The organism is Streptomyces sp. SCA2-17, from assembly GCF_044336695.1.
Window position 1 is genome coordinate 7,076,587 of the sequence record NZ_CP117521.1, and the last position, 26,147, is coordinate 7,102,733.

17 protein-coding genes are annotated in these 26,147 nt (G+C 68.2%); 8 read left to right on the plus strand and 9 right to left on the minus strand.

The window, feature by feature from the left end; genetic code table 11:
* Positions 1 to 33 precede the first annotated feature (33 nt).
* The 6 genes from PS271_RS31255 to PS271_RS31280 form a co-directional block, all read right to left on the minus strand.
* Positions 34 to 1,056 carry a TniB family NTP-binding protein gene (locus PS271_RS31255; protein WP_398386579.1) on the minus strand — a complete coding sequence of 341 codons (1,023 nt, stop codon included), beginning with the start codon at positions 1,054 to 1,056 and terminating at the stop codon, positions 34 to 36.
* Entirely contained in the window at positions 1,050 to 3,167 is a 2,118-nt protein-coding gene (locus PS271_RS31260; RefSeq protein ID WP_398386581.1) for a TnsB C-terminal domain-containing protein, read from the minus strand. The genes PS271_RS31255 and PS271_RS31260 overlap by 7 nt, the downstream gene beginning before the upstream one ends.
* Positions 3,168 to 3,244: 77 nt before the next feature.
* Positions 3,245 to 3,943 (minus strand): TnsA-like heteromeric transposase endonuclease subunit, encoded by a 699-nt coding sequence (locus PS271_RS31265; protein WP_398387136.1) that lies wholly within the window; start codon positions 3,941 to 3,943, stop codon positions 3,245 to 3,247.
* Between the two features lie 154 nt (positions 3,944 to 4,097).
* A complete protein-coding gene (locus PS271_RS31270; RefSeq protein ID WP_398386583.1) occupies positions 4,098 to 5,858 on the minus strand; it encodes a helicase associated domain-containing protein in 1,761 nt (586 codons plus the stop codon).
* A 410-nt stretch (positions 5,859 to 6,268) separates the two neighbouring features.
* Entirely contained in the window at positions 6,269 to 7,111 is an 843-nt protein-coding gene (locus tag PS271_RS31275; RefSeq protein WP_398386584.1) for an HNH endonuclease, read from the minus strand.
* Positions 7,111 to 8,751 carry an AAA family ATPase gene (locus PS271_RS31280; RefSeq protein WP_398386585.1) on the minus strand — a complete coding sequence of 547 codons (1,641 nt, stop codon included), beginning with the start codon at positions 8,749 to 8,751 and terminating at the stop codon, positions 7,111 to 7,113. Before PS271_RS31280 ends, PS271_RS31275 begins: the two co-directional genes overlap by 1 nt.
* 402 nt (positions 8,752 to 9,153) lie before the next feature.
* Between PS271_RS31280 and PS271_RS31285 the strand changes: the two genes are divergently transcribed.
* Genes PS271_RS31285 through PS271_RS31305 form a run of 5 tightly spaced genes read left to right on the plus strand, consistent with a single transcriptional unit; the run spans position 9,154 to position 14,558 of the window.
* Entirely contained in the window at positions 9,154 to 10,656 is a 1,503-nt protein-coding gene (locus tag PS271_RS31285) for a Mu transposase C-terminal domain-containing protein (RefSeq protein ID WP_398386587.1), read from the plus strand.
* Positions 10,653 to 11,477, plus strand: coding sequence for an AAA family ATPase (locus tag PS271_RS31290; protein WP_398386589.1), 825 nt, complete (start codon positions 10,653 to 10,655; stop codon positions 11,475 to 11,477). The genes PS271_RS31285 and PS271_RS31290 overlap by 4 nt, the downstream gene beginning before the upstream one ends.
* Positions 11,471 to 12,289: an AAA family ATPase gene (locus tag PS271_RS31295; protein WP_398386591.1), complete on the plus strand. Its 819-nt coding sequence runs from the start codon at positions 11,471 to 11,473 to the stop codon at positions 12,287 to 12,289. The genes PS271_RS31290 and PS271_RS31295 overlap by 7 nt, the downstream gene beginning before the upstream one ends.
* Complete coding sequence (locus tag PS271_RS31300; RefSeq protein WP_398386592.1) at positions 12,286 to 13,740, plus strand: hypothetical protein; 1,455 nt, start codon at positions 12,286 to 12,288, stop codon at positions 13,738 to 13,740. Before PS271_RS31295 ends, PS271_RS31300 begins: the two co-directional genes overlap by 4 nt.
* A gap of 50 nt (positions 13,741 to 13,790) precedes the next feature.
* Positions 13,791 to 14,558, plus strand: coding sequence for an AAA family ATPase (locus PS271_RS31305; protein ID WP_398386594.1), 768 nt, complete (start codon positions 13,791 to 13,793; stop codon positions 14,556 to 14,558).
* A gap of 100 nt (positions 14,559 to 14,658) precedes the next feature.
* Here the strand turns inward: PS271_RS31305 and PS271_RS31310 are convergent, their stop codons facing one another.
* Genes PS271_RS31310 through PS271_RS31320 form a run of 3 tightly spaced genes read right to left on the minus strand, consistent with a single transcriptional unit; the run spans position 14,659 to position 21,889 of the window.
* Entirely contained in the window at positions 14,659 to 17,424 is a 2,766-nt protein-coding gene (locus tag PS271_RS31310; protein WP_398386596.1) for an RNaseH domain-containing protein, read from the minus strand.
* Positions 17,424 to 20,717 (minus strand): hypothetical protein, encoded by a 3,294-nt coding sequence (locus PS271_RS31315; protein WP_398386597.1) that lies wholly within the window; start codon positions 20,715 to 20,717, stop codon positions 17,424 to 17,426. The genes PS271_RS31310 and PS271_RS31315 overlap by 1 nt, the downstream gene beginning before the upstream one ends.
* Positions 20,714 to 21,889: a restriction endonuclease-related protein gene (locus PS271_RS31320; protein WP_398386599.1), complete on the minus strand. Its 1,176-nt coding sequence runs from the start codon at positions 21,887 to 21,889 to the stop codon at positions 20,714 to 20,716. Before PS271_RS31320 ends, PS271_RS31315 begins: the two co-directional genes overlap by 4 nt.
* Before the next feature lie 50 nt (positions 21,890 to 21,939).
* Between PS271_RS31320 and PS271_RS31325 the strand changes: the two genes are divergently transcribed.
* From PS271_RS31325 to PS271_RS31335, 3 genes are all read left to right on the plus strand, one after another.
* Positions 21,940 to 22,512: a putative phosphothreonine lyase domain-containing protein gene (locus tag PS271_RS31325; RefSeq protein WP_398386600.1), complete on the plus strand. Its 573-nt coding sequence runs from the start codon at positions 21,940 to 21,942 to the stop codon at positions 22,510 to 22,512.
* Between the two features lie 317 nt (positions 22,513 to 22,829).
* On the plus strand, positions 22,830 to 23,192 hold the full coding sequence (locus tag PS271_RS31330) for a hypothetical protein (RefSeq protein ID WP_398386602.1): 363 nt from the start codon (positions 22,830 to 22,832) through the stop codon (positions 23,190 to 23,192).
* Between the two features lie 58 nt (positions 23,193 to 23,250).
* Complete coding sequence (locus tag PS271_RS31335; RefSeq protein WP_398386604.1) at positions 23,251 to 25,764, plus strand: DEAD/DEAH box helicase; 2,514 nt, start codon at positions 23,251 to 23,253, stop codon at positions 25,762 to 25,764.
* Positions 25,765 to 26,147: the final 383 nt, after the last annotated feature.

The following is a 26,147-nucleotide window of genomic DNA, read 5'->3' on the forward strand; positions in this document are numbered from 1 at the left end:
TCGTGCTGGGCCGGTGTACCACGCCGGATGCCGTTACGTCCGCCGTGCGGCCCGGGCCGTCGGCCGGGCCTGGGCTTCGGCGGCTGCGTCGAGTTCCACCTCGCTCAGCAGCTGCTTGGTGATCCGTTCGGTGCCCTCGGTGATGGCGATCAGGGCAGCTTCGCGGATGAGGTGGGAGAGGCTGCCGATCCGTCCCGCGGTCCGGGTATGGAGGTAGGCGGCGTGCTTGACCAGGGTTCCGGGCCGGTGCGCACGCAGCCGTAGCAGGTTTTCCATGGCCCGCACGAGGTCGTTCCAGACGGCCCGGTCCTGCCCGGTCGCATACGCCAGCGGCCGGTGGCGGAAGATCTTGAAACGGCCGGCGATCTGCGCCCCGCGCACTCCGCTGAGCAGCGATGAGGTCTCGATGTCGATCGCGGAGTACACGAAGGTGGCCGGGATGCGTTCGCCGAGGTACTTCAGCTGGTCGGAGGTTTCCGCTCCGGCGCGCCGCTGGGTGTCCAGGAGGTGGACGTCGTCGATGAGGACCAGCTGGGTGCTCAGCTCGCACAGCAGGTCGCAGACGGCGCTGGTGATCTGGGTCTGGTTGAGGCGTTCGGTGATGGGCATGCCGAGGAACCGGGCGAACTCGCTGACGAGCATCTTCGGGGTGGCGGCTGGCGGCACGCTGATGAACAGCACCGGTCTCCTGTCGTCGTGGCCGGGGTGCTGGCGTGCATCGGCCAGCTGGAAGGAACGCCCGAGCGCCATCATCGTCGTGGTCTTCCCAGTCGTGGCCGGACCGGAGATGATCAGGCCGCGGCGGGCGCCGGCCTGCTGGCGGCGGTTGACCAGCAGGAGTCGGCGTACGGCGGTGAACACACTGTCCATGGCCGGCGTGCGCATGACGGCGAGTTCGGAGTGGTAGTCCTCGCGCTCCGCCTGTGACCAGGCAGGATCGGCGGCCTCGCGTACGGGTGCTGGGGCGTGCCGGACGAAGGCATCCCATCCCTGCCAGATAGTGGAAGGGGCCAGCGGGGCGAAGCCGACGGCGTCGTTCGAGAGCGGGCTCACCATTGCAGGGATTCCTCGAAGGGGTCGTAGACCGTGACCTGGGGGCGTCGCGGTGCAGGCATTCCGGTTTCCTGCGCTGAGGGCGTTGCGGAACTGCTCTGCTGTGCGTGTTCGGCGGGCCGGAATCCCAAGGCGCCGTCATCGGCCAGCAGTTCCTCGTCGTCCTCGTTGTCGTCGAAGACGTCCTCGTCGGGCTCGGCGGCTTCTGCCTCAGGCCGCCGGCCGTACAGGATCCCCCACACCTCCTCACCGCTGCCGGCGGTGTGGGCGCGGGCAGCGACGATTTTCTCCCGGCGGCTGCCGTGTCCGGCGGCGGCGCGTTCCAGCAGCTCGCGCAGAGCCAGCGCCAGGTCATGTTCGTGCCCGGCGCGGTCTGCGCGCCGGACGATGGTGCGGCGGATGTGCTGCCAGGTGAAGTCGGTGAACGGGGCGCTGACCAGGGTGTGGTGGATCCACGGCACCGCCTCCCACCCATACCCGCGCGGCTGGTCAGGCATCGGCAGGCGTACCCAGACCTGGCCGGGAGCGTGCGGATTGTAGTGGATTTCCCACAGCCCGTCCGCCGCTGGCGAGCGTTCGCCGCGGTAGGGGTTGAGGACCTTGTGGTCGTAGGTGCGGTAGTCGATGCGGATGCCGTAGTCGTTGATCTTCTGCCGCTTGACGGGCATCAGCTCGATGTAGTCCTCGCGCCCCAGTGGCACCGGCACGTACCCGCACACGGGCACCAGCGCGGCCCACATCTCGTTCGGCGACAGCACACAGCGGGGCATCATCGGGTGCCGCAGCCCGTCGTGCTCACGCTCCTGCCATCCGCAGATGATCCACTCATCAAGCATGTCCGCGAGTTGGGCCAGCGTCCACACCGCTTCGCCTTGTGCACACTGCCCGCGTTCACCGGTGTACGCGCCCGTGTAGCCGGCGACATGCTGCACGAACAGCGTTTTGATCGAGGAGAAGGTGCGCTCCACGTGGCCCTTGGCCGGCCCGTTGCCCGGCGGAGCGGGCTGTACGGAAATACCCAGTGACTCGCATGCGGCGATGAAGGAGGACGAGATGAACACGTTGCCCTGGTCAACCACGATGGTCTGCGGTGTGATCACTGGCCGCGCCGCGGCCCCTTCCAGCCGGGCATCCATGTTCGTCAGCCGCTCGTAGGGGATCACGGACTGCTGCATCTCCAGTGCCTCGGGCCAGGTGGGCCGCATCGGTGCAGGCACCATCATCTGGGCCAGCAACTGCGCCGCATCCACGCTGCGGGTTCCTTTCGGCCGCAGCACGGCCGCGCAGATGCTGCGGGTCGCCACATCCAGCGCGATGGTCAGCTCCGGACGCTCCACCACCCCGTCGTCCAGTACCACGAAAGCGTCCAGCACGGTGCTGTCCATCATCACCAGCTCACCGGGAGCCATCACCGTCGTCGGCACGAACGGCGGAGCCGGCCGCGCCGAACGCCACCGGCGCTGCCGTGCACTGCCCAGCAGCCCCCGCCCGTCGGCCAGGGCATGCACCAGCCGGTTGAACGTCGTGCTTGAGGGAAGCGGCACCGCCCCTTCTCCGTACCGCTCGGCCAGCAGTCGCTCGGTGTACGTCCGAAGCCGTCCCAGCGTCCCGCTGGAGCGTTCACGCCCTGCCTCCAGCACATCCTGCACCGCAGTCACCACCCGCTCGTCCGCACGACCCACCACCGTCCGCGGCCGTGTGGCCCGGTGGTCCACCAGCCCCCAGACCCCCTCCCGGCGGTAACGGGCCCGCATCCGTCGCACCGTCACCGCACTGGTCGGCATCCCCGCCGCCGACAGCTCTCCCGCCTTCGCCTCCTCCCGCTGCGCCAACGTCCGCGCCTGCGGGTCGTACTCCGCCCGCGGCACACCCGCGGCGCCGCATCCGTCCGGCCGCCCCGTCTCCACCTCCCGCACATGCCGTTCCCACGCAAGCGCCCGTTCCCGCACTGCCTGGGGCAACGACTCCAGCAATCCCAGCGGCGGCACTCTGGGCGCCGCGGGCGCATCAAGGACTTCGAACCCCGCATCGGCGAACAGCAGCGACAGCAGAACCGCCGCCATCTCACCGTCCTCGGCGATGAGCCGCACCTGACTGGCCGACAAAGCAGCCACAGTCCAAATGCGCCCCTCGAACCGGACCCGGCTCCCCAGCTCCAACACCGGTCCGCCAGACACTCTGCCACCTGCTCTCATCCCGCCCATACCGGCATCCGCTCATGCATCGGCGCGCCCAGGTCCGCCGCAAGCTGTCCCGCCCACAGCGCGTGGAACAGTGCGGGAAGTACCACCAGCGGATCCCCGATCCGCTGCACACCTTCCGACAGCGGTGCGCGTTCGGCGAATGCCTCCTGCAGCGCCCCGGCCAGCTGATGCCCGCCGTGGTGCCGCGGGTGCCGGTATCCGGCCAGCCAGGTCATGTTGCGCCGGTAGACCGGGTCCACGGGCCCGAGTACCCGGTACCGCCAGCCCACTGCCGCACAGATCTCTCCGACCACCGCTGCGAGGGACCGCTGATGCTGTGAAAGCTCCGGCCTGGCGGTGCAGTCGGCCAGCATCCTCTGGCCATCGACCAGCTGGATCATCAGCTGAGGAGCATGCGTGCGCACCCCGTCCCGCTCATGCCACCGCAACTCCAGCGGTCGGGCGGCCAGGGCGCTGACGCGCGGGTCACGATCAAGCAGCATCACGTGCAGTCGCATCGCTGCGGACCCGTAGTGCACCAGCCGTCCGGTAGTCACTGACCACCACCATCCCGGCGCCAGCCGCTTGCCTCCGCGGGTCGGGAACGGCTTCAGTGGCGGACAGCGCTCGAAGGCCATCTCTGGAGCGGCCGTCGACCACCTCGAGCACTGCAGCGCCCCGCCCGCACCCAGGAACAGCACATCCACCAACTCGACATCGGGCCGCCCCGCCTTCGCTCCGCCCCACCCGGTATCCTGCACAACGAAGTTAACGGCTTATCGGCCCATCCGGTGATGGGGCTAACGTCGTCAATCGGCAAGTGCTGCCGGAGCCCCGGCTCCGAGCCATTCCGGGCCGTCCCTACTGAGGGCTCCTGCTGGATGCGGTGCTGGTCCAGCGCATGCCGAGTGCGTTGAGGTCTGTGCGGCGTTGTGCGGTGAGCTTGTCGGCCCGCTTTCTGATGTTGTCGAGGGCCATGCCGAGCTTGATGGCTACAGGCTCCCCGGCGCCGCCCTGAGGGCCTGTCGGCCCGCCTTCCGGCTCGAGGTGCTCGATGTGCTTCCTTGGGACGTTGAGGTGCCCTTCGCGGGCGTGGAACTGCCGTGCCGCCCGGAGGTTGAGGGCCCACTTGTCTTCCTGCGTGCGTTTCACGGGTCGTTCGTGTTCTTCGGCCGGGGTGAGGCCGAGGACGTTCTCGAGCATCCATTGCTGGACGGGCATGAGGCTGTCCCAGCCGAGGCGGGAGGCCTGGGCCCAGCGGCCGAGGTCTTCGCCCTGCACGATCACTTCACCCGGCACCGTGGGGACCGTCCCGCCGCCTTCGGCGTGTGCTTGTGCGAGGCGGAAGCAGCGCTGCCATCCGGCATCCCACACTGGGCACCAGCCTGGGTCGATCTCGTCGAGCGCTTCGCGTCGTGCCTGGGTGAGGGCTTTGGCGCTGGATTCGACGGGGAGGCCGGCTGCGCGGCGTTCGGCGATGGTGTCCGCGAGCCGGGCTGCGGTGCGCATGTTCTTGGCCCAGGTCCCGACGGGGTATCCGTCCCAGACGGCGGTGGCGGGCGGCAGGAAGTGCCCGTGCTCCTTCGCCCAGGCGTGGGCGGCGGCGAGTCCTTCATCGAAGGCGATGTCCTGGTGGGACCAGACCATGCCGAGCCTGTTCAGCTCGGCGGCCCGGTCCGGGGCCAGGCGTCCGGCCTTGTTGAAGCGCCGCTGATCGGCCAGCCACGTGCCCAGCGGGAACCCCGCGGGCGACCACTCCGGCGGGGTGACAAAGTCGTACGGCACCCGCAGCTGCTCCGCGCCGGTCTCCTTCACGTACCGCATGCACGCCTCGATGCCGCGCCGCCAGAAGGCGTTCTCGGGCTCGATGACCCGCAGTTTCACGAACCGGGCCAGCAGGGCCGGGTCCCGGGGCGTGCTGAACTTCAGCAGTTCCCGCGCGGGCGTACTCGGCCCCCGCTCGCCTTCCGGCCGTTCCTGGCCGCCTTCACCGGCCCCGGCGGCCTCCTCCTCCCCGGGCTTGTAGCTGCCGCTGCGCACGCGGGGGTCGGCGAGGGCTTCGATGGTGTCGGTGTCGTGCGCACGGAGCGCTTCCAGGATCTTCGCGAGGGTGCTGTAGGCCGGAGAGGTAAGTATTTCGTCCGGACTTTCACCCGGTGCGAGGAATACCGGAACGATCAGTGACGCGATCTTCCCCTCGCCGGGTTTCATGCGGAGTGCACGGCCGACCATTTGCACGATGTCGATCATCGACCCACGCGCATCGCAAAAGGCGACGGAATCGCAATTCGCTGTGTCGACCCCTTCACCGAGCACCTTCACGGAACTCAGTACACGCAGAGCGGCTGGCCGCAGCCCGTCTTCATCCTCGATGACGTCGGAGGCGAACTCGTCCAGCACGGCTCGCCGGTGGCCGGGGGCGTGCTCGCCGCACAGCCAGTCGGCCCACACACGCTCCGGCACCGGGTACCGCCGGGGATCGTCCTCCCAGAGCCGCTCGGCGACGTCGACGACTCCGGCGGCCATGGCCTCTGCCTCGCTGACCTTGCTGTGGAAGGCCAGAACCTTCCGCAGCCCCTCCTGTGCCGCCGCGGTCAGGACCCCGGCCTGCAGCGCCGCCAATCGTGCCCCGCGCACCGCGTCTGCTCCGGGGCCAGCAACTTGGTGCGCCTCGTGGAGTTCGGGGTCGGTGATGTCGGCGCACACGACCTGGTACGGCGCGACGAGTCCGCGGCTGACGGCCTCGGACAGGGTCAGCTTGAACGCTACGGGCCCGAACACCGGGGTGTGAGGTTCGGGGAAGCTGTCACTGAGGTGTTCGGCTTTGGGTGTCACTGATGGGAGATGTACTTTCCGCTGGTCAGCGACTATTTGCTTGGTTGATCATGGTGGTAGGGGGCCGAATTATTTGGTGTCATGAAGCCGTATCAGTCGGTGTTGCTTTTTCCGAGTCTCCTTCTGTCTGAGACATCAGAGGATGCGGTTTCCCGGGACGGTTCGATCCCATCGGGGCGCAGGGCATGGTGGGATGGTCATAGGGCGAACGCGCCGCTGCAGAACGTGTCGTCGCGTGCCAGGGATCGGTAGGTCACGCCTTCCCAGCCGTTGAGCCGGTGAGCGAGGCGTGTTTCCGCTTCGCCTGACAGGTAGACGCGGACCATGTCCTTGCCTCCAGCGTCCAGCATCTCGGTGAGCTGCCGACGGATGTTGCTCACGGTGCGGTTGGCCTGGACGGCGAAGAGTCTGGCCAGCCCGAACAGTTCGAAGTGATGGCGGGTGCGCTCGATGAGGACCTGCTCCCACGCGGGCGGGGGGCTGACGAAGAAGTCGAGCCACACGGGGCTGCTGTCTGTGATCCTCGCCTCCAGCCAGGGGTCGTGGTCGATGCGGTCAAGGTAGGGGTGCAGTGGTGTGGTCTCGGCGCCCGTGGGCAGGCCTTCGCCCTTGGCGTGATTGCAGTCGGCGCAGGCGGGCACCAGGTTCAGAGGATCCACGCACAGTGCGGGGAACATCCTCTTGGGCAGGAAATGGTCCAGGGTGCGGACCACGCCATGGCCGCACAGGGGGCATCGCTCGTCCGGGGGAGCGGCCATGATCCGGTTGTAGACGGCACGTCCGTCGCGGGTGTTGACCATGCCATTTTCGTAGGCCCATCGCACAGCGTCGCCGGCTGAGACGCCCGGCACGTTGAACTCTGAGGTGTCCAGGTCGTGCAGGGTGGCGTTCCAGGCAGCCTGCCGGAAACGCTCGCTTGCGGCTTCTACGCTGTCCCCGGCAGCCTGCAGTAGACTGCGCCGCTGCGGGTCTCTGGTGCCGCGCACGCACGCGTCATAGCTGTCCCGGGCCGAGAGCGCTGGCGGGTCCAGCGGCCACATCAGCGATCCCTGTCCGATGCCTGGTACGCCAGGAGGATCCGGACCAATCCCTTCGCTTCCCCGCCGATCTTTCCTTCGAAGCGGGCCAAAACCTGGTCGTAAGATCCCAGCTCCTCGACGGTCTTGCTGATCTCGGCGTGGAAGCCGGACTGGGTCGCTTCCAGGCCGAAGATCTCGTGGGTGAGGACCCCGACGTTTTCTCCGTAGGTCTCCAAAGCAGGCCGCTCCGGCGGATGGCGGTCCCAGCGGCTGATCTTCCATACGCATGAACGGGGAATCTCCTGCAGGACCACCGGGGAGTGGGTGCCGATCAGTGCGACGCCGTTGCGGTCAGTCAGCAGGCCTGACAGGGCTCTCACGAAGGATGCGAGCAGCGGTGGGTGCAGGTGTGCCTCGGGCTCGTCCAGGAGCACAAGGGACTGCTCGGCGACGGTCTCCACCAGCCGCGTGATCGTTAGCAACACAATGGCGTGCCCCGAACTGAGACTGGAGAAGATTTCCCTTGCCTGTCTCGCGTCCAGTTCACGAAAGCCCGTGCGGTCCTGCAGGGACCGGGCGAAGGAGTGGACGGGGGACTCGTAGAAGTGTGGATCGCTGCCCAGCACGTTCAGCGCGGATATCCAGCGGCCGACCCGCCCGGCGGCGTGGACCTCCTGGATGCTCTTGCTGAACTCCTCGCTCAGGTCGTCGTATGACTTGCGTTCCCCGGTGGGACGTCCGAAAGCGTCGACCGTGGATAGGCCCACATAAGTGTATGAAACGGCCGCCTCGACAGGGTCGGCCGGAGGCATCTGATCGCCAGGAAGGTCCTTGTCTTCATCCCAGCCCTTAACCTGTGGGTTTCCTTCCTCATCCACCCCGGCTTCTGCCTCAGCAGCTTCTCGGGCGGGGTCGAAGGCACTGAACGTGACAAACACGACGTTGGTAAACGGTCGGCTGCCGCTACCGGCCCAGACGATCTTGCCAACGTCGTCGGCTTTCGCACCCGGGTTCACCACTGCCTCGCTGATATTGCCCAGAAGCGTTGTCTTGCCCACGCCGTTGCGGCCGATCAGCACATGGATGTTGGTCGGCGGCCGGGAGTGCGGCATGATCGAGAATGACAGCTGTCCTGCGTGCGTTGCGGTGTCCGCAGGTGCCACATAGTCGAAATGATATGCCGTCAGCCGGGACCCGCCTCGCGCGATACGTCGGAACTGGACCTCGACCGTCTGTGGTTCGACGTTGCGCAGCAATGACGTCTGCGTCACGTCCCAGAATGCTGCGTCATCGAAGACGGCAGAGCTGAACGCGATGTCGCACAGCCCCTCAAGGATCTCCACCCGCGCCGAGGCGCCGAGCCTGCTGATGTTGTCGTAGTAGACGGCATCCTGCCCCACCGAGAACCAGTACAGCCGCAGGTCCAGTCCGGCAAGCTGAGGGAACTGCTCCTGAATGAGGGGCCGTTCATCCCGCACAAGATCGGCATAGCCGATTTTGACCAGCCCCAGCTCCTCGACTGCCCCGCTGCCGTCGCTGAACCACAGCCGGTACAGCGTCAGGTAGTCGTCATCATCCCTGGGAACCGCTTCCAGGAAGCAAGCTCTCCGACCGCGTCCACGCGGCGGCCGTCCACCCGCTTCCAGCACAATGAAGAGCACGCACTCCTCCTCGGAACGGATCACCGAAGCCCCTACCGCCAGAGCAAGCACGGCACTCCGGTGCGGCCGAGCGACTGTCCGCCATCAGGTACATCGTCAGCACCTAATAGCACATGAGTTCATGTGGACGTGGCGGAATGGGTCTCTGTCACCTGCCCGGGTGATCGACGGGACTCTTGTCGGGGGAGTCGGCTTTAGCGTCTCTTCCGGCGCGCCTGTCATGGGCGCCCTCGTGAGCTGCCCTGCGTGGGGCGGCTGCTGACACTGCCCGGAGGCTGACACTGTGATCACTGCTCTGTTACCGGCTCGCCCTTGTCGTGGGCGCTGGTGTCAGTGACCGTGGGGGACGAGGCCCTGGGAGACGGCTTGGGGCGGCATCGGGATGAGTTGCGGCCTGCGGCGGTGGCTCAGCTGCTGCGGCTGCGGGGCGCGGGGGAGCTGACAACGGCACATGTGCGGCTGGTCGCTGACGCGGTGGGTGTGCACAAGAGGACGGTGTGGGGCTGGCTGGCCCGCGCCGAGGAGACGGGTAGTCCGGAGAAGCCGGAGCGTCGCCGGTTCCGTATTACCGAGGAGATTATCGAAGTCCTCGCCGACTATCAGGGCAATGTGAAGCGCGCTCACGAGCGCCTGGTCGAGGTGGCGATGGCGGCGGGTCAGAAGCCGCCGGGTTTGACGACGCTGCACGATGCGATTGCCCGGGATCTCGATCCGGGTTTCATGGCGGGCCTGCGGGAGGGGATTCCCGCGGCCCGGGGGTTCGATCCCGCCTTCCAGCAGCCGGCCGTGGCCCGGAACGAGGTGTGGGAGGGGGACCACAAGCAGGCCGAGATCGTCGTGATGATGCCTGATAGTAAGCCGTCGAGGGTGTGGGTGACGTGGTTCGAGGACCGCGGTACCAGCCACGTGATGGGCTGGGCGGTCACCGCCGGGTCCGCGCACCGCGGTTCGGTCCTGGCCGCCGTACGCATGTCCGTGCTGCGAGAGGCCCCCTACGGCCCGGCCGGCGGGCTGCCGCACCTGGTGCGCGTCGACGGCGGCGCCGACTTCCTCTCCAAAACCGTCCGGCGCGCGTTCGGTCTGCTGGGTGTGCCGGTGCACCGGGTACGCAGTGCCCGCCACAAGGGCGGTATCGAGCGGCTGAACCGCACGAGCATGACGCGTTTCTTCGCCGACCTGCCCCGCTACACGAAAGCGCCCCGGCTCGATCACCGCCGCCGCCTCGGCGAGACGGACCCGCCGCTGACCTTCGAGGCGTTCGTCGGCTTGCTGGGCGAGTGGGTCACCAAGCACAACACCCAGCATGTCATCAAGCGCACCGGTATGACGCCGCTTGAGGCTTGGCAGGCCGACCCCACTGAAGTCCGGCCCGAACCCTCCCCGGCCGAGCTGCGTGCCCTGATGCTGGAGAGCGACCACAAGGTCCACAAGATCACCAGCCACGGGGTCGAGTTCGCGGGCCGCTGCTACATGCCCGAGAACGGGGTGGGCCGGATCGGGCTCGAGGTCCGTGTGCGGTGGATGCCGCACCACCATCATGAGATCGATCTGTACACCTTCCGCGGTAACCGCTACCTCGGCCGGGCCTTCCTCAGCAACGAGGCCAGCGAGGAACTGCGCACCAAGGTGCTGAGTGAACGCGATGAGCACAGCAAGACTCTGCGCCAGGCCCTGAAGCGCTCCGGTGAGCGCAAGAGGGAACGCCACCTGCCGTCCACCCAGCCCGAACTGCCCGTCCGCGCCATGCGTATGACCGAGCAGGAGGCCCGTGCCGAACTCGAAGGCACCATCCCGCCCGCCGCACCCCGCCGCCGCACGGCGCCCTACCGGCCCCTGACCCCGATCCCGGCTGCGTGGAAACGCCCAGGCCCCACCGACACCGAAGCCAAGGATGACGCCTCGTGACCACCGCCCCCAAGCGCAAGCACATTCCCCAGCGCCGCCAGCCGGCCACCGCCCCGCCGAACGAAGCGTCCCGGCGCCGCCCCGACCTGAGCCCGCAGCACTTCCTCGGCCTCAAGGACTCCACGCTGGTCGCCACGGACACCTTGTTGCAGATCAAGGACACCGTCATCGACACCGTCGAGTCACGGGCCATGTCTGTGATCTACGGCGACCCGGGGCTCGGCAAGAGTTTCTCCACCCGCGCCACGATCCAGGAGATGAACCCGGACCTGATCCTCCCCCTCGACTTCGCCCGCTCCCGCCCCGGCCCCAAAGACCTGCGCGAGGAGCTGTTCCACCAGATGAACCTCAACTGCAAGATGCCCGGCACACCGACCGCGTTCGACAAGCTGCTGCGCGAAGCCCTGCCGCGGCGCCCGTATGTGATCGTGTGTGACGAGGCGCAGCAGTACCGGCGGGAGAATTTCGAGTTCCTGCGCAAATTATGGGACAACTGCGACCCCAAGCCCGCCATCGTGTTCGTCGGTGGCCGTGAGGCCTACGAGACGCTGCAGAGCGACCCGGCGCTGGCCTCCCGTATCTATATCCGCCTGGAGATCCTCGCGATGACCGAGGACGAGATCCTCAAGACGGTTCCCGACTCCCACCCCGTGTGGCGCGGCGTCGACGAGGCGCTGCTCAAGCGGATCGACACCCAGTACGCGCTCGGCTCCTTCCGCGAGTGGGTGAAGGTGACCAAGCACGTCCTGAAGGGCATGGAGTACTTCGGCGCCGACCAGGTAGACGACCGCATCGTCGACTGGGCCCTGGCCCGGTGCTGACCACACCGGCCGGGCAGCCCGGCACCACTGCGCGGCCCTTCCCCCTCGCCGGCCAGGCCGCGCCCCGCCAGCTCCACTTCCTTGGCCTGGCTGGCGCACGTACCGTCGTCACCCCCGGCCTGACGGACGTCGACGGCGCACTGGCCGACGCCCACCGGCAGCGGCGTTTCCTGTGCGTGCTGGGCGACGCCGGAGTCGGCAAGACCTTCGCCGTCCATCACACTGCCCATACCCGCTTCCCCCAGGCGCACGTCCCGCTGCGCCTGGGGGCCAGACCACGCCCAGCCGATCTGCGCGCCCACCTGCATCACGCACTCGGCCTTCACGGCACCGCACCGGCCGAACCGGCCGCCGCCGACGCGCTGATCCGCCGCGCCCTCGACGCCGCCCCCCGCATCGTGGTCGTCGACGAGGCCGACCGGATGCCCGAGGCGTGCTTCGAGTACCTGCGTTTCCTGCATGACGACCTGCCCGACGGCCTGTGCGCGGTCCTGATCGCCGGCCAGCGAGGTGAGAAGGCCCTGCGTGCCCAGCAGATGCTTCTCACGCGCACCACCAAGTGGCTGACTCTCCAGCCGCTCGTCCGGGGCCAGGTTCCGCGCGCCGTGGCGGTCCTGCACCCGCTGTGGCAGACCGTCACACCTGACCAACTCTGGTCGTTGGACGGCCACTTCGCGCACGGCAGCCTGCGGCGCTGGGCCCTGCTCACCCACCACGTCCAGCGGACCCTGACCGCTACCGGTGCCGCGCGCCCCGATCCCGGGCTGCTGCGGTGGGTCGTCGCCCGCATCGACACCTCGCGCCGCCCATGACTCAACTCGCCTCTGACGCCTGCGCGCCGACCGCCCTGCCGCCCGTCCTGCTGCTGCTCGATGCGGGCGACGACCACGCTGTCCACCGCGCCGTTCTCCACCGCTCCAACCCCAGCGCCGGCTGCATCACCGCCGATCCCACCCCGCACACCAACAGCCTCGCCTACCTTGCCCTGGACCTGCTGCGCGCCATGGGCCGTGACAGCTTCGCCCGTCCCGGTGCCGAGCGGATGTCCACCGACGCGGCCTGGCGCGCCGTGACCTGCTGGACCCTGACCACCGGGCTCAAGCAAGCCATCGTGCTGCGTGCCCACCGCCTCACCCCTGAACGCCTGGCGCGCCTGGCCACCTGGCGCGCCGAGACCGGCATCCGCCTCGTTCTCATCGCCCACACCCCCACCGAGGCTACCGAGTCCCGCCTGCGGGTACGCCTTGCCGCCGCCGGCCTCGCCGATCCACACACCGTCTCCGACACCCCCGCCATCCTGGACGCCATCGGCCCGCCCGGCACAAGCCGACGCCACGGCCCGCCCCCGCCCGATCACATCTCCCCGCTGCCCGACTTGCCCGGTGGCGACGCCGCCTCCTTCCTCCAGGAGTGCAGACGCCACCTGAACAAGGACGACTTCGCCCGCACCGACAGCCAGTACTGGGCCGGACACGCCGCCGCCCGCACCTGGCTGGCCCGTCACCCCAGCTTCACGCCCGTGGCGACGGCCACCGTCATATCCCCGGACGAGGACACCGGCCAGCACAAACCCACCGACTGGCAGGACATGGAGGGCCTGCGCCTGTTCCTGGCCCGCCTCACCGTCTCAAGCCCCAGCCCTGGGCACACCCTCGCCCGGGTACGCGGCGCCCAGGCCCACTTCCTTGGCCGGCAATTCCACCTCGACGTCCCTGACGACCTCGCCGCGCGGGGCGGCCCCGGCATCACCACCGTGCCGATCACCCCACGCGTGGTGCACACCCTCACCACGAACCTGCCCAATCCGCTGCGCGCTGCGGCGGCGGCCGCCCTGCTGTTCACGGGCACCGCCCAGTCCCTGCTGTCCATGACCCAGATCACCAGTGTCGACGAGCACGCCACCCGCCTGGCCATCGACCGCGACTCGAGGATTTACATCGGCATGCCGCCCGGCCCCCGGCACATGTACGCCATCCCGGCCCGTGCCCGCCCCCTGCTCGCCGCCGCCCTCGCCTTCCGCCGCCGCACCCCGCGCACCGCCGACCATTTCGGGCTGTTCGCCGGCTGCTTCGGCACCTCCATCCGCTTCGACCACCTCATCCGCGACGCCGGCCTCGACATCCCGGCCGTCACACACCCGCACCCCACCGAGGACTGGCACACCGCCGCCCGCTGCCGGCATGTGAACGTCCCTGTCCCGGCCGCCCCGGCCTTTTCGGCCCGGGCATGTCCGCGACCACCCACCACTCGACGTCCGCTTTGAGGCTTCCGGCACTGCCGCCGACAGCCGCTTTGACCGCAGGGGATCCCGACATGAGTTCTGCCCTGGGCCAGCCGGAAGAGTTCGGCACTCCCGGTGACTGGCCCGATCAGGCCCGACTGGTGCCGACCCGGGCACTGAATACAGCCAAGACCGCGATCGAGGACGCAGTGGAGGGCGGTCGCATGACGTGCCTTCACGGCGACGCGGGTGTCGGCAAGACACTCGGCGCCTCCATCGCGCTGCGCACCATCGAATGTGAGCACATGATCTGGCCATGGCTCCGCTTCGGTTCCACCGCGCGCACCCTGCGCGAGGAACTCTTCCACGCCCTGGCGCTGGACGGGCCTGTGCCCCACCGGCCCGCAGCGGTGGACGCGTTGCTGCACGAGGCACTCGCCCGACGCCGCTATGTCCTGGTGCTCGACGATGTACAGAACCTGAACGCCGACTGCCTGCGTCTGATTCGCTCTCTGTGGGACGCGGGAGACAGCCACAGCCGTCCTGCTGTCGTGTTCATCGGTGACCAGCGCGGCTATAAGAAGCTGCACAGGGAACAGGCCGCACGGGTCTCTGCCTGGAACAGGATCGACCGCCTGGGAGCCGACGAGGTCCGCACCGCGGCGCCCGCCTTCCACCACGAGTGGACGAAGGTGCCCCTGAACCTCATCGACGAGGTCGACGCATACGGCCCGCAGGGCCGTATGCGCAGTTGGGTGCTTCTGACGAGAAAGTGTCTGTGGGGCATGCAGCGGTTCGGCAAGGACCGCATCGACGAGCCGCTGCTGCGGTGGGCACTCGAGTCCACCTTCAGCCGGTGAGAAGACCGCTGAAGACTGCCTCGCGGATCGGCGCCGATCTTGAGGCCGCTGCTCCACTGTTGCCCGGAGTCGGAGAGGCGCAGCCTGTCGTTGTCGCTGGTCAGCCGGTGGCGTCGTCGGTTTCCCAGCCGATGGTGCGCCGGTACTCGGGGTGGTTCTTGTCCATCTGGATGGCGGCGTGAACGGGCAGGGGATGGCGGGTGCGGTGTTCCCACGCGAGGGCGTGGTTGCACAGCCTCGCGGTGGTCAGGGCGTAGGGCAGGGCGTCTTCCCCGTCGGGGCGCTGGATGACGGCGATCTCGGTGGCGGTGAGGTTGTACCAGGTCTCGGCCTGCTGCTCCCTATCGTCGCAGCTCCAACGCCCCTGGGAGCGCCCGGACTTTGCCGATGGGGTCTTGCCGTCCATCTGATGGGGGCGGCGGCTCATGAGGAACGTGGTGTCGGTGCCGTCGAGTCGGAACAGCGCGTTGCTGGTCTTGTCGCCGTCGCGCTCGGTGCCGTCCTCGTCGATCTCGTGGAAGAGCGCGGGCAGCGGGATGCTCGGATCGGCACTGGAGGTGGTGCGGATCACCGCTTGCGGGCGGTGCTCGGGCGTGAGCGTGGCACCGGGCAGCGCGGGCCTGCCATTGGCCAGGCCGTCGTCGTCGGGGAGCAGGTCGGCGTTCTTGTTCGCCAGCAGCGGCCAGACGGGGCGGGTGGAGTCCCCGGAGACATAGAGCACGTAGCCGCACTCGAGATGTCGGCTCAGCTCAAACAGGGCGTGGTCGATGCGGCGGGGCAGGGCGTCGTTGCCGCGGCTGCCCTCGGGGATGGGGTGGCTGCGGGACAATGCCTGGGCGCGGGCGTAGTTGAACCAGCCGCCTTTGCCGTCCCGGCCTGCGGGCAGGTAGGCCAGGGCCTTCCAGTGTGCGCCGACGGGGACGAACGCGGTGAGGATCCACATGAGTTTGGGTTCGTCGGTGCGGTTGACGTGCTTCTCACCGAGCTGGGCGCGCATGTGCAGGCCGAGGTGGGCGACGCGGTCTTTGAGGCCGTTTCCGGTGGAGATGGCGCGGGTCAGGCGGGGGTGGACCAGGCCGGCGGAGCGCAGCATGTCGCCGATGGCGTTGTGGCCGGGGAAGTCCGCGGCGAGCTCCATGCCGAGGGCCTCCAAGGGGGATGTGGCCTCGCGTTCCTTCTTCTTCGAGCGCAGCTTCTTCGTGGTGGGGGTGAGGAACTGGGCGAGTACGCCGTGCCGTGCGAGGTGGCGGGAGACTTCCGGCTTGGCGTCCAGCGTGTAGGGGTCGACGGCGCCTTCCTCCTCGCGGCGGGCGGCGCGGCGCTGGCGGCCCCACTCCTTGGCGTCGTACTCGGTCTCGACCAGGGCCAGGACCCCGGTGTCCTCGGCAGTGAGTCTGGGCAGATCATCGGTGAGCGCGCCACGCCGGTCATGGTGGCCGCCATGGGACAGCAACTGAGGGGCCCGGTGCAGCAGCACCTCGGTGTGACAGCCGAGCTCGACGATCTCGTCGTCGGGCATACCGTCGGCGAGATCGGGCCGGTTGAAGTGGTACGCCAGCAGCCGCTGCATGCGGGTGCGCATCTCCTGGTGCTCGTACAGGGCCAGGATGCGCAGCCTGGAGCAGCCTGCGGCGGCCATGATGTCCTTGAGGTCGGCGTCGTCGAGCAGTGTGGCATCACGGCCGTACTCGGTCTTGCGAGCGGCTACGGAGAGCACCTTAGCGACCTGCCGGCCGCGGACGAGGTCCTGCCCGGTGACCGTGGACAGGTGGTCGGCCAGGGCGGTGACGGTGTGCAGGCCGACGCCTTTGCCGATGGGGAACGATTTCGAGAACGGGATGAGTGCACGGAAACCGCCGGGCTCACCGGACAGGTCCATGGCGCTCACTGGCAGGAACTCGGTGTCCTTGGGGCCGCGAGGGAACACGGGCTCGTCCATCAGCCGCACCCACGCGTCCAGAGCCAGACGGCTGGTGTGCTCGAGATGGGTGTACTTGCCTTTGCCGCCCAGGCCCACGCGGAGCAGCGGTGCGCTGGGGGAGCGGGGCGCCCACCAGGCGGTGCGGGCGCCGTTGATCTGGTTGCTCAGCCGGGAGACGCGGGGTGTCATGACCGCCAGGGGAACAGGCAGCGAGTGCAGCGACTTCATCGCCACGTCCACGCGCAGCGCGGCGTAGTGCCGTCGGATCTTCCACTCCTCCGGCGCCTCGGCTCTTTCGCCAGCTGCTTCCTTGTCCTTCTTTTCCTTGGCGGGGCGGGCCTCAAGCCAGTTGTTCGACCACAGGTGTTCGGTATCCCAGACCATGATGTTGTTCTCGGTGTCCGGGCGCCAGGGGATGGTACGGCCGTCCACCTTCAGGTCGGTCTGGGCCAGAAGGGAGGCAAGGTTCCAGCCGGCCGCGTCCCATACCCAGCCGTCCGCGTCCACGGCGTGCGGGCCGAGGCGGACGTGGTCCCACACCGCCACCTGCTCGGGTTCCACGGAGGCAAACAGGTCAGCGAGACCACTGGTGTAGGCCAAGGAGATCTCGTCCGCCGACGTCTGCAGCAGAGCCTGCTCCCACAGCGCGACCACGGCCCGAAGATGAGCCGACGGCAGCTTCTTGGACAGGGCAAGGAACTGGGGCGGTCTGCTCTTACTGGTGGGATACAGCGAGGCGCTGGTGGTGCCGCTCGCCCGAAGAACCATCAGCAGCCCGGTATAAGGAAGGTTAGCTTTCGAGCCGGTCTTGCCGCGGTAGATGGCACGCAGCTTGTTCCACTCGTGCTCGATCTTGTCCGGGAAGCGATACAGCCACACGGTGCCCATCAGCGCGCTGGTCAATGGCGCGGCCAGCATGGACATGCGGGTGTCATTCGACGGCATTACTCAAGTCCTTCATCGTCCAGGTCCGGGGCGGGAATCAACGTGACGGGGTTGGGCAGCAGGTCCTCGCTGTGGGCGAGGTCGAGCCATGCGGTGAGGGTGGAGCCGTAGACGCGGCGCAGGATCTCCTGCTCGTCGGTGTCGAGCTGGCCGTAGTAGGAGCGCAGCAGGCGGGGGAAGTCGCAGCCCAGCTGCTGGTTGAAGAAGGCGTGGTCGACGAGGTAGAGCTCGACGGGCGTGCCGCCGCGGCGGGCGCGTCCGGCCAGCTGGATGAGCTCGACGAGGATGCCGGCCAGGACTTCGGTCTTGAGGAACTTCGGCATGCGGGAGAACCGCGGGTCGGTGCGCAGCAGCAACTCCCGCTGGCGGACGGCCGCGGTGCGCTGGGAGGCGAGCATGCCCGCAGGGTCGGCGCTGACGGTGCCAGCCGCGATACCGCAGGCGTTGATGCTCGCGTACATGACGGTCGGCTCGTGCAGGTGCGTGATGGGACGCACCCCCACCCAGACCGAGGCGAGCGCCGAGCGGTCGGTGTGCGGGATGAGGATGTTCAGGCCGCGGGAGACCACCGACAGCGGTGCGCAGATCACCTTCACCCTCGGGTGGGTGGCGGGCAGGTCTTCGAGTTCGTCGATGGTCACCCGCACCACGCCCTCGGGCAGGGCCATGGCAGCTTTGGAGGCGTCCCGGCTGTTGCTGACGAGGACCGCGACCCATTCCGGACGGCCGCACGCGGCCGCGACCCCGGCGGCCATGACCTCCGCGTGAAAGTAGGAGTTCCCGGCCAGCAGCGCCAGCTCCCGCAGCGGGTCGTTGCGGGCGACCTTCTCCAAATGCGACGACATCTGGGTGTGCCACAGTCGCTCGGCGAGTTTGCGCAGCTCGGAGGGTTTGCGTTTCTCCTCCACGCCGCCGATCGAGATCGGCTGCCAGCCGGTATCGGTGGCCGACACGCTGCCGGCATGAGCGGTGACCGCGCCGACAGCGGCGTCGGTCATCACGTATGCGGGCAGGGCGTGCACGTGCTGCAGGGCGGCCCTGGGGAAGAACGCGGTGGCGGACAGCCCAAGCACGCTGCGCCGCACTCCCGCGGTCGCCAGGGCGACGGTGTCACCCAGGCGGACAGTGGAGGTGTGCGGGTCGCCGCCCAGGGACTGCAGCGACAGCCGGCCGGACCCCCCGGCGTTCTTGTCGAGCTTGAACCCGTACAGGTTCTGCCCCAGGGGCCCATAGGGAATCGGCTCGTCGCGGGGGATCAGCCCCATTGTGGACACCAGGTCAGTGGCCGCGTTCAGTTCCCCCAGCAGCGGCAGGAGCGACCACTTCAAGGTGTGCAGCTCGTTGTGGAGCGCACCGAGCCAGGCCCGCACCAGCAGATCATTGACCAGTGCGGCGCGCCGAGAGGCGGGCACGTTGAAGGGCGCGCCGCCCAGGATGTGCGAGATGGAGTCCTTGAAGACCGCGAGCTTTCTGCTGCGGCGAGTGCCCTGGACCTTGCCGACCAGAGCCTGGCGGATCTGCTCGGCAAGCGGCTGCCAGCCCTCCGGCATCTCGGCGTCAGTCTGCTCGCCCGGGAAGAGAGCCAGGTAGGCCTGGTGGACTCCTGCACTGACCTCGCCATCCGGCGAGGCGCCAGTCAGGATGCGACACAGCTCGGCGTCCTTCTTGCCCACTATGTACCAGCCGGAGCCGGGACGATTCTGGCGCTCCTGCTCGGACTCCAGATACAGATGCCCGGTCAACACGTTGTCCAGGAAGGTCTCGCTGAGCCGACGCACCTCCATCAGCGGGTTGGTCACCAACAGGTTCTTCAGTGCAGTCAGGCCGTTGCGGTGCCGGTCGACCTCTTCCAGCCGCCCGCCGCTGCCGCGACCACGGCTGATGAGAGTGAACTCCTGCGCGCCCTGTGTACACCAGGTGGACTGGAAGGAATCAACCTCATCGATGATCACGACGCGGCAGCGGCGCAGCACGAACTCCAGCACACTCATGTCGCTGACGACCTGCTCACCGTCTACCTCGACGGGTACCTTGCAGCGCCCCCGGATCAGGTTGTGGTGGTTGGTCACGATGATGTCGGCCTCGGCAGCCTGCCGGACGTGCTCAAAACGCCGGCAGATCCCCATGCGCGGGCACAGATGCCTGCCGCCAGACGCCGGCTCGGCGGGCCCGTCGAGCCACTCCAGCTGGGTGCAGGGGAGCCTGGAGCGGTCCAGCTGCGGGCCGTCCACCTGCCAACCGGTCATCTCACAGCCGCTGGCGAACTGCTCGAACCGGTCCTCACGGCCCTGGGAGAACGCGAGCGCCGCCTGGTCGTCGTAGCGTGAGGAGGCCACCCACGGCACCACTCGCAGGGGCCTTCCGGCCCGCTCGGCTGCGTCCTGTACAGCGGCGGCTGTCTCCTCGACCAGTGCGTTATCCGCGCCCAACTGCTCGGCGGTTCCCAGCCCTTCACGGATGCGGCCCACCACAATGAGGACCGGCCCCTGGCCGCTCGCCGCAAGAAGGTGCGCCGCATCCCGCATCAGTACGCTCTTGCCCACCCCCGTGGGCGCGTTCAGCAGCGTCATCGCCCCGGCAGGCAGCCGCAGCTCCACCGCCGTACGGCCGTAGGCGTCGGTGAGCTGGTCGAAGAATCCCTGCAGCAGGCCGGGCTTCCACCCGAACCTTTCCGGCTGGGCTCTCGCCTGGCCTGCCACGCGGTCCATCACGGCTTTGCGCGGCAGCCTCGCCTCGTCAAGGAACGGCTGGGTGCGCAGGCGGACCGGTGCCACGAAGGCGTTCTTCTCGCTGGCAGGAATCTCTACCGTGTACAGCCCATCGTGACCAAACGCCCACAGGCCTTCGCCGGCCGTCGGCCAGGCCGTCTCCAGCATGCCCCGGTAGTCCTCGGCCTCCTGAACGAGGTTCTCGGCCAGGACGAGGGGCTCTTGGGCATGGCAGGCCACCAGCCAGTGTGTCTCGTCGGCGTTCGATTCCTCCGGAATCCGGAACAGCGCCGTGGAAGCCACGGCGTACTCCAGCACCGCCTCACGGAATGTCTCCGGCTGAGCCAGGTCCCCCTCCTGCCTGAGCGCCTGCCACAACCGGCCCACCAGCTCGTACTCGGCGCGCGGCAGCGACAGCCACGCATCCCACAGATCGGTGCGCCGGCCGGCGAACATCGCCGCGAAGTCCAACGGCACCCCGTGTCGGCCATCGACGGTCTCGAAGGCGAAGTACTGCTGAGACAGGGTGAGAAAGGCCGTGATGGCACAGCGCTGCAACGCCTCACGGACCTCCCCGGTCTTCACGAACCACCTCGGCACCAGCGGCGTACCTCGGTGACGAGGTCCTTGTCGGTCATCACCTCAAAGTCCGGACGCCCGGCAAGACGCGCCCGCAGCAGCGGAAGATCGGACCACTGCCGGTGGGGGACCACGATGGTCAGCGGCACTGCTCCGCCCTGCACGGGACGCTCGAGCAACGCATCGGCCAGGGCCGCGAAGGACCGCCACGCCTTCGCATCCACCCGCCACTGCTTGGCCACCAAAGGGTCGACGGCCGTGATGCGCAGGTCGTAGCGGTCGCCGTCCGGGTACATGAGGATGTCGAGACCGGCGATGCCGGTCAGCGCGTCCCGGATCGCGAACTCCATGCGTCCCGGCAGGGTCAGATACCGCCACACCGTCCGGGAGACCGCCAAGCAGTCGCCAGCAGCCGGGAAGCCTTCGACCTGACCGGCCAGGCCGCCCCCACCCTCCAGGACCGGAGGGCCGCCGCCCCGCACCGGCCGGTAGGTGTACTGCGCCCCCTCCAGAAGGTGGGCGTCGCACGAGACGACGAAGACACCGTCGCCAGCGGACTGAGCCCGCATCGGCCAGGCACAGGTGGGACACGGGAAGCACCAGCCCGCCGCGTTGCACCATGGCCAGGACGAGACCGGCTCGAAGAACCCGAACCGTCCCCACAACCCGCCCCACTTCTCCCACAGCACACCCTGCTCCGCCACCGGATCACTCGCCAGCAGCTCGCGCACCCTTGCGTAATCGTCCGGCGGAAGACGCCGGATCTCTGCGTACAGCTGCTGTTCCTCCTGCTCGGCGCGCAAGCGCGCCCAGGGCCAGTACTCCATCAACGCCTGCTGTGGCACGAGGTGCTCGCGGCCCAGGTCTTCCACGGCATCGCACAGCAAGCCCTCCTCGTTCAGCAGCCTCATCCCGCCGAGCGGGTCGTCGCCCTCGCCGCCGGCGGGCAGAAGGGGCGCGAGCCCGTGGCGCAGTCCGTGCCGCAGCACGCTCATGTCCAAGGACGCGGCCGTGCCAGCACCATGGGTCGAACGCAGAACCCCGAGGCAGTCGATGAGCCGGGCGGCGCGCTGGCCTGGATCGCTGATGCGGTCCGCTTCCGCTACAGCTGCTGCGCAGCACGCGGTCAGCGCCAGGTCGCGGCGCCATCGAGGGGTGTTCCGTTCCACGAGACCCATACCGGCTGAATAGACTAAAAAGCGAATGAATGTCACATACAGTGCCGATCATGAACACCAAGACCGCCCCATCGGCCCAACCCGAGGCCCTCGCCAGCACCACCCCATCACGCGAGACCACCGCCCCCTGGCTATGGGCCGCCGCCCCGGACACCCCCCTGACCGAAGACAACCACCCCTTCAGCGGCAAATGGATCTGGTTCTCACCACTCAGCCTTCTCGACGCCTCCTGGACCACGATCCGCGCCGCAACCGAAGACGGCCTTCTCGGCTACCGCAGCAAGGCAGGCACGCTCATTAACACCCGGCCCAAGAGCGACAACACCCGCCGCCCCATCTGCGTCTATACCCGAGACTGGCGCGACATCGACGACGTCCAACGGGCACTGACCAGCCTCCGCGCCCTCGGCATCGTCGACGTCCTGCTCTACAAGACCGACAGCGACACTCTCAACGGCCGTTACGGCACCGGCGCCAGCACCTTCGTCGCGCCCGCCGCCAAGAAGAAATTGGTCATCCCCCAACGCACCCGAGAAGCCCTCGAACACCACCACGCTGCACGAACCCAGGCCCGAAGAGCTGCTGCCGCACGCAGAAAAACAGCAGCACCGAAGCACACTTGACACCTGCAAGGGCACCAAGTGAGCCGGGCAAACAACGCTTCCTCATACACTCCCGCTACCGCGCCTTCGAAGCCCCACCTCCCTACTAAAAGGTTCACCGCTGTGTGGCGTGTTTGTCGTTTTGCGGCCGCTGTGCACACAGGGCGCGCGACGATGAACTGTGATGCCGGGAAATGAGCCTGCTGGAGGAGACCGTGGAAAGAATGGCGATCGGCGCTGACCACGTACACAGTGCAGCCACGGTCCGCCGTCGGCAGCGGGAGTTCGTGCCGCCGTCCGAGTTGTACCCGGTTGGGACCAGGGTTGACACTGCACTGGTGGACCAGCTGTTCTACGCGACGGTGGACGAATGCCCTGACCCCCGCTGCCGTCCGCTGCTCCTCGACCGCGTCGCGGCCGATGTGTGGTCGACGCGCAAACTGGTCGACTGGGCGTGCTACATCACGTCGGAGACGTACTGCGGGCTTCCCGCGGAACTCGTGGATGAGCGCGCGGCGGCGGATACCGTTTTCTGTCCCTCGGCCACCTTCCGCCGGCTCGCTGCGGAGTACCACAACTCAAGGGCGATCAACGCCATTTACGACGCGTGCACAGCCGCACAGCTCCGGGAAGCGGCGGACAACGCTGTCGCTCTGGTCGATGGACTCCAGGTGTGGGGAGCGGACTTCCTCTACCAGTGACCCCCGTCCACCCCCGCCCCTTGCGAACCTTCAGCAGATGCTCCAGAGGAACCACCTGATGGCCACCAACCCCCGCCCCGCTGTACTGGACACCCCCCTGCCTCGGAACGACAGCTCTGGTCCCGCCTGTCCCGTCCGCCGCACGCTGCGTGCAGATCAGCAGGCGGCGGTGGACCGTGGGGTACGCGGTCTGACGAAGCCCGGAAGCCGCGGTCACATGGTGTCGGCGTGCGGTACGGGGAAGACACTGATTGCGTTGCGGACGGCCGAGGCGCTGGACATCCGGTTCCTGCTGGTGGTGGTGCCGTCGAGGGACCTGATCGGTCAGTGGGCGGCTGCGGCCCGCGCGGATGGCCGTACCGAGGCGTTGATGGCGGTGTCGTCGCTGCGCGCGGACAAGCATCCCGTGCTGGCCGGGGCAGGGGCAGTGTCCACGGGTTCGGGGGAGTACCTGTCGTACTGGCTGGCCCAGCGCGCCAGGAAGAACGAGCGGGCGACCGTGTTCGTCACTTTGGACTCTCTCCCGCGGATCGAGGAAATCCAGCACTCCGTCTTCCCGGCTCCGGTCTTCGGTCTCGCGATAGTGGATGAGGCGCACCGTACCGCGGGCTCCTGGGACAAGGAATGGACGATGGTCCACGACCAGTCCCGGATCCGTGCGGAGCGCCGCCTCTATCTGACCGCGACCCCTTATGAGTGGGAAGCTCCCCGCCTGGCCGAGGCCCCGGATACCCGCCCGCGCCCGAAGCGCACCCCCCAGGCCGCACCCGCGTGGGAGTCCCCGTCCCTGATCGCCTCGATGGACGACCCGAAGGTGTTCGGCCCCCGTCTGCACACCTACACCCATGCCCAGGCGATCGAGGACGGCGTCCTGGCCGACTACCAGCTCCTGGTCCCCACTATCACCGGCACTGACCTGCGTACGGTCCTCACCGACCCCGACAGCGCGCACACTGGTTTCGCCCCGACCGCCCGCCGGACGACCGCCCTGCACCTGGCCGTCCTCAAAGCGATGACCGAACACGACCTCCGCCACGTGATCGTTTACTTCCAGCAGGTCGCCGACGCCGCTGACTTCGCCCGCCAGTTCCCCCACACCCTGCGCACCCTCCCACCCGAGCAGCGCCCCTCCTGGGCCGGCACCCTGTCCGTCTCCTCGATCAACGGCAACCACACCCCCGACCAGCGCACGGAAATCCTCGACCGGTTCGCGAACGCTGACCGCGCCGTGATCACCAACGCCCAGGTCCTGTCCGAAGGCATCGACCTGCCGGCCGTCGACGCGATCGTCTTCGCCTCCCGCACCGAAAGCGTGCGCCGGATCGTCCAGGCCCTGGGCCGCGCCCTGCGTAAACCGCCCACCGTCGACGTGAAGACCGCGAGCCTGGTCATCCCCGCCTACATCCCACCCGACTCCGACCCCACCGACCTCCTCGACACCCCCTACGAAGCCCTCTGGATGATCACCGCAGCGCTGCGCCACCACGACCAGACCATCGCCGCCCGCGCCCCACGCAAGGCCACCGCACACCGCCCGGATAGCGAGACGCACCGTCTCCTTACACGCCGGTTCCGTTTCGACTTCACCCTCGACCCCACCCACATCGCCCGCGCGATGGACCTGCTGGCCTGGCCATCGGCTGGCGCGGTGCTCTCCGCACCCCGCCGCACCGGCCTGGCCGCCGCTACCCGCTACCACGCCGAGCACGGTCACCTGAAGGTCCCGGTCGACTACACCGACGCCTACGGCTACCGCCTGGGAGCATTCATCGCCGGCCAGCGAACCGCCCACCGCCGAGCCACCCTGACCGCCGACTGGATCGCCGAGCTCGAGGCCCTCGGCATGAACTGGGATGAGAACGAAGCCGCCTTCGAAGGCAACATGACCCTGGCCGAAGCCTTCCACGCCGAGCACGGCCACCTCGCCATCCCTGCCCACGCACCTGCCGGCCAGTTCCTCGTCGACCAACGCGGCCTGGCCCGCAAAGGCCAACTCCCTGAAATCCGCCACGCGCGCCTCACCGCCCTCGATCCCAACTGGCTCCTCCCATACGGACCCGACTGGCACCGCAAGTACCACCTCCTGGCCCACCACCTCCAGGACGGACACGACCCCGCCACGCTGCGCCGCGACACAGTGATCGGCGGCGTGAAGGCTGGCGCCTGGCTGCAGCGTCAGCTCACTATCTGGAGCACCCTCGGCGACGGCCAACGCCACCTCCTTGCCCGCATCGGTCTCACTCCGGACCACATCACCCTGCCGACGAAGAAGACCTCCACCGTCCCCGCCACACTCAGCACTCCCCAGACCAGAAAACGCCGCTCCTTCGAACAGACAGCTCTGCTACTGCGCGCGTTCGTGGAGCGGCACGGTCGTCCTCCTGGAGCTCGGGAAGGCATCGAGGTGGACGGGGAACGTGTCATGATTGGGCCCTGGCTCTGTAAGATCCGCACTAGCCAGAAGAACGGCCAACTCTCCGAGGACAGAAGCGAGTTGATCCAGAGCATCCTCCGGGAAGCCGGTGTCGTTCCACCCGAAGAGGAGCGCCCCGAATTCTCAGAGATCCCGTAACTTTTTTCTCTTGATTCCGCTAAGGAAGCACCCCCGAAACACTACGGTGAGAGCCTGCGGGGGGAGCTGGCCGGGGCCGGAGGGCTCACGACTTTCCGTGTAGTCGGCATGCGGCCAGCTCTGTAAACCCAGCAGCCTCAAGACCTCCGAGCGACCGTTACCTGATTGCTTGCCAGCTATCTTTAGGAGTTCGCGGAGCGAACTCCGTTTAGAGAGACCGCGGAGCGGGATCTCGCAAGCTCGGATCGCGGAGCGAACCGAGCTCCGGCCGCGAAGCGGCCGGCCTGCGTCACGGAGTGACGCAGCATCAGTGATGCGGAGCATCACGACGTATCCGTCGCGTAGCGACGGCGCGTCGTCTTCGCGGAGCGAAGCGCGAGCGC